The 5,344-nt window shown below is 42.1% G+C and carries 5 protein-coding genes; 3 read left to right on the plus strand and 2 right to left on the minus strand.

Annotated elements, in window-relative coordinates; all coding sequences use genetic code 11:
• Nucleotides 1–280 precede the first annotated feature (280 nt).
• Nucleotides 281–1,210: an aldo/keto reductase gene (locus V7L95_RS08710; protein ID WP_144626385.1), complete on the plus strand. Its 930-nt coding sequence runs from the start codon at nt 281–283 to the stop codon at nt 1,208–1,210.
• 238 nt (nt 1,211–1,448) lie between these two features.
• On the opposite strand, the gene V7L95_RS08715 is transcribed toward V7L95_RS08710, so the two are convergent.
• Together V7L95_RS08715 and V7L95_RS08720 are read right to left on the minus strand one after the other, a co-directional pair.
• The gene (locus V7L95_RS08715; RefSeq protein ID WP_234922815.1) at nt 1,449–2,243 is read right to left on the minus strand and encodes a GHKL domain-containing protein; all 795 of its coding nucleotides are present in this window, start codon (nt 2,241–2,243) and stop codon (nt 1,449–1,451) included.
• Nucleotides 2,244–2,425: 182 nt separating this feature from the next.
• On the minus strand, nt 2,426–3,127 hold the full coding sequence (locus V7L95_RS08720; RefSeq protein WP_007498366.1) for a LytTR family DNA-binding domain-containing protein: 702 nt from the start codon (nt 3,125–3,127) through the stop codon (nt 2,426–2,428).
• Nucleotides 3,128–3,287: 160 nt separating this feature from the next.
• On the opposite strand from V7L95_RS08720, the gene V7L95_RS08725 reads away from it, so the two are divergent.
• Together V7L95_RS08725 and V7L95_RS08730 are read left to right on the plus strand one after the other, a co-directional pair.
• Nucleotides 3,288–4,028, plus strand: a complete 741-nt coding sequence (locus V7L95_RS08725) for an ATP-binding cassette domain-containing protein (RefSeq protein WP_007498365.1) — start codon at nt 3,288–3,290, stop codon at nt 4,026–4,028.
• Nucleotides 4,028–5,209, plus strand: coding sequence for an ABC transporter permease (locus V7L95_RS08730; RefSeq protein WP_007498363.1), 1,182 nt, complete (start codon nt 4,028–4,030; stop codon nt 5,207–5,209). The genes V7L95_RS08725 and V7L95_RS08730 overlap by 1 nt, the downstream gene beginning before the upstream one ends.
• The last annotated feature ends 135 nt before the right edge of the window (nt 5,210–5,344 follow it).

The following is a 5,344-nucleotide window of genomic DNA, read 5'->3' on the forward strand; positions in this document are numbered from 1 at the left end:
AATAAGAAAGAACAGCTAATAAAATCATCGGACCTATCAGAAGTTTGATTGGACGAACTTCTTTTTCCTTGCCTGACCTTAAAAGTAGAATGACGATGATAATCACAATTTGAATGGTCATGTGATGAACCTCTTTTCGTTTAAGTGTATCTTCATCATACGAATCTTTTTCTTTCAAAGCGTCCACCTCCAGATTGATTTTAAGAGAGCAGAATACTTGAATGTTGAAAATGATTCATGGGAAAATAAGGATGATTAAGCAGATAAGGGAGATGAGCTTTTGAAAAAAGTAACGCTTGGACGAACTGATTTACTGGTGAATCCGATAGGGCTTGGAACAAATGCAGTAGGCGGGCATAATTTATTCCCGAATCTGAGTGAAGATGCAGGGCGGGAGCTGGTAGAAACAGCTCTTGATCATGGTGTCAATTTCTTAGATTCTGCTTTTATTTATGGGCTGGGCCGTTCAGAAGAATTGATTGGTGAGATCATTGCCAAAAGAGGCGGCAGAGACGAACTGGTTCTTGCGACAAAAGGGGCTCATAAAGAGGTAAACGGGCAAATCGAACTGGATAATAGCCGAGATTTCTTAAGACAGCAAGTCGAAGACAGCCTGAAGAGGCTCCAAACCGATTATATTGATTTGTACTATATGCATTTCCCAGATGGCCGCACGCCGCTGGATGAAGTGGCAGGTACTTTAAAGGAATTGAAGAATGAGGGGAAAATCCGGGCAATTGGGGCATCAAACCTTGATTTTGAACAGCTTCAAACCTTTAATCGAGATGGATACCTAGACGTGCTTCAATCAGAGTATTCTCTGCTGAAACGTCAGGCCGAGCAAGACCTTCTCCCATACTGCGTGGAGCATGGGATTTCCTTTATCCCTTATTTTCCATTGGCGTCAGGCCTGTTGACTGGGAAGTTTACAAAGGATGCGACATTTGATGATATTCGAGCAAAGGACCCGCTTTTCCAAGGTGATGCTTTCCTTCAAAACCTTGAAAAAGTAGACAAGCTGAAGGCCATTGCGCAATCAAAACATGCCGAAACAGCTCATGTAGCGCTGGCGTGGCTATTGGAGCAGGAAGGCATTGATGCCATTATTCCTGGTGCAAAACGAGCCGAGCAAGTCTTGCAAAACTTGAAAACAAACGATGTTCAATTAACAAAAGAAGAAATCAACGAAATCGATCAGATCTTTTCTTAATATAAAAAATAAGGTGCGAAGCAGCACCTTATTTCAGATTGTTGACAAAGGGCTAAAATGACCTTGATTTTAGCCCTTTGTCTTCTTTTCAGCGTGATAGAAAACCTTTGCAGTCTAGGAAGGACGAGTACCGGCGCGGAGCGAATTTGATATTCGTGAGCACCGGCACGCAGGACTGACACCGAATGCGAGGGTTTGTCTACACGCTGAAATAAGGTGCCAAGCAGCACCTTATTTTTTATGCCATTGTGAGAGGAATCTTGATCACGAGCCTCAGGTTTGGAGAACGATACGTAAAATCAAGCGTGCCGTCTGCCTTTTCAACAAGCTGATGAATGATATAAGTACCCATACCTTGATGATCACCGCCTTTTGTCGAGCGGCCAAACGTCTTGAACAGATGATCTAATACGTGTTTTTCCATTCCCTTCGTACTGTTTTCACAATGAATCAAAAAGAGCCCGCTCCGGATGGAAGTCGTGATCGAGATGCTTCCCTCGTTCCCAGCTTGCTTCGCTTCAATGGCGGCATCTAATGCGTTATCAAGCAGGTTGCCAGTAAAACTCACCTGATCCGCTTTAGAAAAAGGAAGAGAAGAAAAGGGTGCTTGAAGATCTAGTGAAAGGGCAATCTCCTCTTTTTCAGCCCGCTGGAAAAAGGAATGAAGGGAGGAAGCCAAATAAGCATTTTCCCCTTTGATCCAAGGGAAATGTTTCACGTATTGCTGAATCAAATCTTTGATCTCATGCTCGTCATTCGATGCGGAAAAGGCATTTAAATGTCTAGCTGTTTCATGGTGTTTACTTCGCAGCTCAAGCAGCAAGTCATTGGTTCTCGACTCAGCATGAATCAGCTCTTGAAGCCGTCCATTTAATCGTTGCTCCGTTTGCATCATCTTGATGGAAAGGAGATCGGCTGTCAAAATGATGATGACAGTTAAAAGATGGCTTAGTCCATTTCCGTGCGTGAGAAAAAGTGAAATGCCTGAGCAGGTAATGAGCACAAAAGCGCCTAATATCATGTAACCACTCATAACTAGCCAAAACCTTTTGTAAATGAAAAAGGTGTAAAGGCACAAGATGCAAAAGGTCAGAAGCCACACCATGCTTGATGACAAAGGCAGAACAGCGTTAGCAGCAGCATGAACTGCAAGACCCAGCCAGATGAGCGTATATATGCGAAATCCAAGATAGAAAGCGTTCACGTTCGTTCTCCTTAAAAGTAGTATTTCTTAAAATATTCTAATTGCTGCTTCGTCATCATGGCTTTTTTATCAGTCCCTTCAAAAGACACGATAAATGAATTTTTGGCATACGCCGAAAAGTTCTTGATGTAATGAATATTGATGATAAACGAGCGGTGGGAGCGGATAAAGTCTTTCTCAGCTAAATCACCTTTTAACTCGTTGAGAGTTTGGTATGTTTGAATATCTCCTGTTGTTGTGACAATGGTCGTCGACCTGCCAGTACGTTCAACAAAGATGACATCCTTTTTTTGCAGTACATGGATATCTGATTGCTGCTTGATGAGAAGCCGTCCGTGAATGCTTTTCTCCTGCTTGGTGGACATGTAGCGCTCTAAGGATTTGGCGATTCGATCAGCTTGATAAGGCTTCATAATATAATCATGGACATTCAAATCAAAGGCATGGACAGCATACCCACTGTTTCCTGTCACAAATACAACATCTACATTCAGTGCATGAGAGTGAATAAGGTCTGCTAATTCATAGCCTGACATGCCAGGCATCTCAATGTCTGCAAACAATAGATCAATGTCGCCCTGTTTGACCTTCTCATATGCATCCTCCGCTGACTGCGTCACAAAAACGATGTCAACGGCATCCATTCTGCCGACAATGGCATGCAGCTTTTCTAAATCCACTCGGTAATCATCGACAAGACCTACTTTTATCATAAAAATCACCTATGACTCTTCTTATTATTTGTCTATTTTACCATTTGTTTTTTAAAATGGATCATTTCAAGACAGAAAAAGGACGTTTCGCGACATTTTTATGTCAGACAGGCGGTATTTTTTCTATCATAGACGTAGATAGTCGAAAGGGGCGAATCAAATGATTACTCTCAGCGATTGTAGTTGCTGGTTTACAGATAAGAAAAAAGTCGTAAAGGCGATGAAACATATGACGTTCTCCGTGAAGGAAGGAGAAGTCGTCGGCATTTTAGGAGAAAATGGTGCGGGGAAAACCACATTATTACGCGCCGTTGCGACATTATTGGAGCCTACTCATGGAACAGTCAATGTTGCAGGCTTTGATACAGTCAAAGAAGCAACTGAAGTGAAGAAGCGAATTGGGGTCTTATTTGGCGGCGAGACGGGACTTTATGACCGTTTGACGGCTCGTGAAAACCTTGAATACTTTGGGAAATTATATGGCTTAGATCAGCATGAAATCAAAGCAAGAATTGAGGATTTGGCAAAGCGATTCGGGATGAGGCAGTACATGGATCGCAAGGTAAAAGGATTTTCAAGAGGGATGAAGCAAAAGGTGGCGATTGCCAGAACATTGATTCATGACCCTGACATTATTTTGTTTGACGAACCGACAACAGGTTTAGATATCACATCGAGTAATATTTTTAGAGAGTTTATTCATCAGTTGAAACAGCAAAATAAAACGATTCTATTTTCAAGCCACATCATGGAAGAAGTCAGCCTGCTTTGTGACAGTGTCATGATGATACATCAAGGGGAGCTCGTGTACAAAGGAACGCTTCCAGAATTATATGCACAGGAACAAAGTGAAGACTTGAATTACATCTTTATGTCGAAGCTCGCAAGGGGGAATGCATAATGTGGAAAACCGTCTTTTTAAAAGAAATGACAGATTCGCTCAGAGACAGAAAAACGCTGCTCTTAACAGTGTTGATCCCTCTTTTGACGATGCTCGGACTCGTGTTTTTCTACGAAAGCATGATCGCTGATCCAGGCGATAAAACGTATACAGTCGCAATCAATGAAAAGCTTCCGTCCGATATGAATGACATGATCAAAGAAGTGAAAAACCTGAAACTTGAAACATTTGATGACCCGCAACAAGCCGTTAAAGACGGTGAGGCAAATGCTTATCTAGAAATGCCAAAAGATGCAGGCGATATGCTTCAGCATCAAACATCGTTTGCCATTAAAGTCCATGGGTATCCAACAGATGATGATTCCGTGATTGCGGTTCAAATGCTGCAATCATTGCTTGAACAATATCAAAACCAAGTCGTAGAAAAGCGTTTGGCACAGGATCAGATCAAATCGTCAGTGATCCATCCATTTGAGGTACAATCGGTTGATGTGCAAGAAGGAGAGGACGGGGATGGAGAAAACGGGGTGACCACCATGCTGCTGTCGATTCTCCTTCCAATGATTTTAGTGACGTCCGTGATCTCAGGTGCTTTGCCAGCTGCGCTTGATATCGTAGCAGGTGAAAAGGATAGAAAGTCAATTGAAGCTTTATTCCTGACACCGGCCAGCAGACTTCAGCTTTTAATTGGAAAATGGCTAGCTGTTTCTATGTTTGGTATATTAAGTGGCATTGTGGCGATTGGCATGCTGCTGCTCTCTACATTGCTCTTTACAGAAAAGCTGAAACAAGCGCTGAACTTCGGAGATCAAGTGTGGAGCATCATCGGTGTTATGTTTGCGGCATTAATTATTTTCTCATTCATGGTATCCATGATTGAACTGCTGCTCAGTGTCGTTTCAAGCTCAGTGAAAGAAGCACAATCGTACATGTCCATGATCATTACACTAGGTGTGATTCCGATGTTTTTCACCATGAGAGCAGGCGCTACGCAGCTAGATACGTATTACTTTGCGATCCCATTCCTTAATATTCACGCACTATGCAAGCAATTGATGTTTGGCATCGTTGATCCAATGTCGATTGGCCTGACGCTCGGCTCCTCGGCGCTGACAGTGATGATCTTGTTTGTCATCGTGAGAAGTTTGTTTATGAAAGAGAAATGGATGCTTGCGAAATAGAAAGAACATTTCATTGATAGAAATGAAGAACTTGTAGATTTTTTCTACAAGTTTTTTGTTTTGTAATGGTATACTCAATTGGTAATAGACAAAAATGGGGGTTTTTACTATGACAATGAAAAAAGGCCTAACGAT

The sequence above is a fragment of the Bacillus sp. PPSBB_11 genome (assembly GCF_038023285.1).
Classification (GTDB): Bacteria; Bacillota; Bacilli; order Bacillales; family Bacillaceae; genus Bacillus; species Bacillus altitudinis.

Excerpts from the sequence above, each read along its gene's own strand:
- V7L95_RS08730 (WP_007498363.1), top strand. The coding sequence starts at position 4,028 with ATGTGGAAAACCGTCTTTTTAAAAGAAATGACAGATTCGCTCAGAGAC.
- V7L95_RS08715 (WP_234922815.1), bottom strand. The coding sequence starts at position 2,243 with ATGAGTGGTTACATGATATTAGGCGCTTTTGTGCTCATTACCTGCTCA.
- V7L95_RS08720 (WP_007498366.1), bottom strand. The coding sequence starts at position 3,127 with ATGATAAAAGTAGGTCTTGTCGATGATTACCGAGTGGATTTAGAAAAG.
- V7L95_RS08725 (WP_007498365.1), top strand. The coding sequence starts at position 3,288 with ATGATTACTCTCAGCGATTGTAGTTGCTGGTTTACAGATAAGAAAAAA.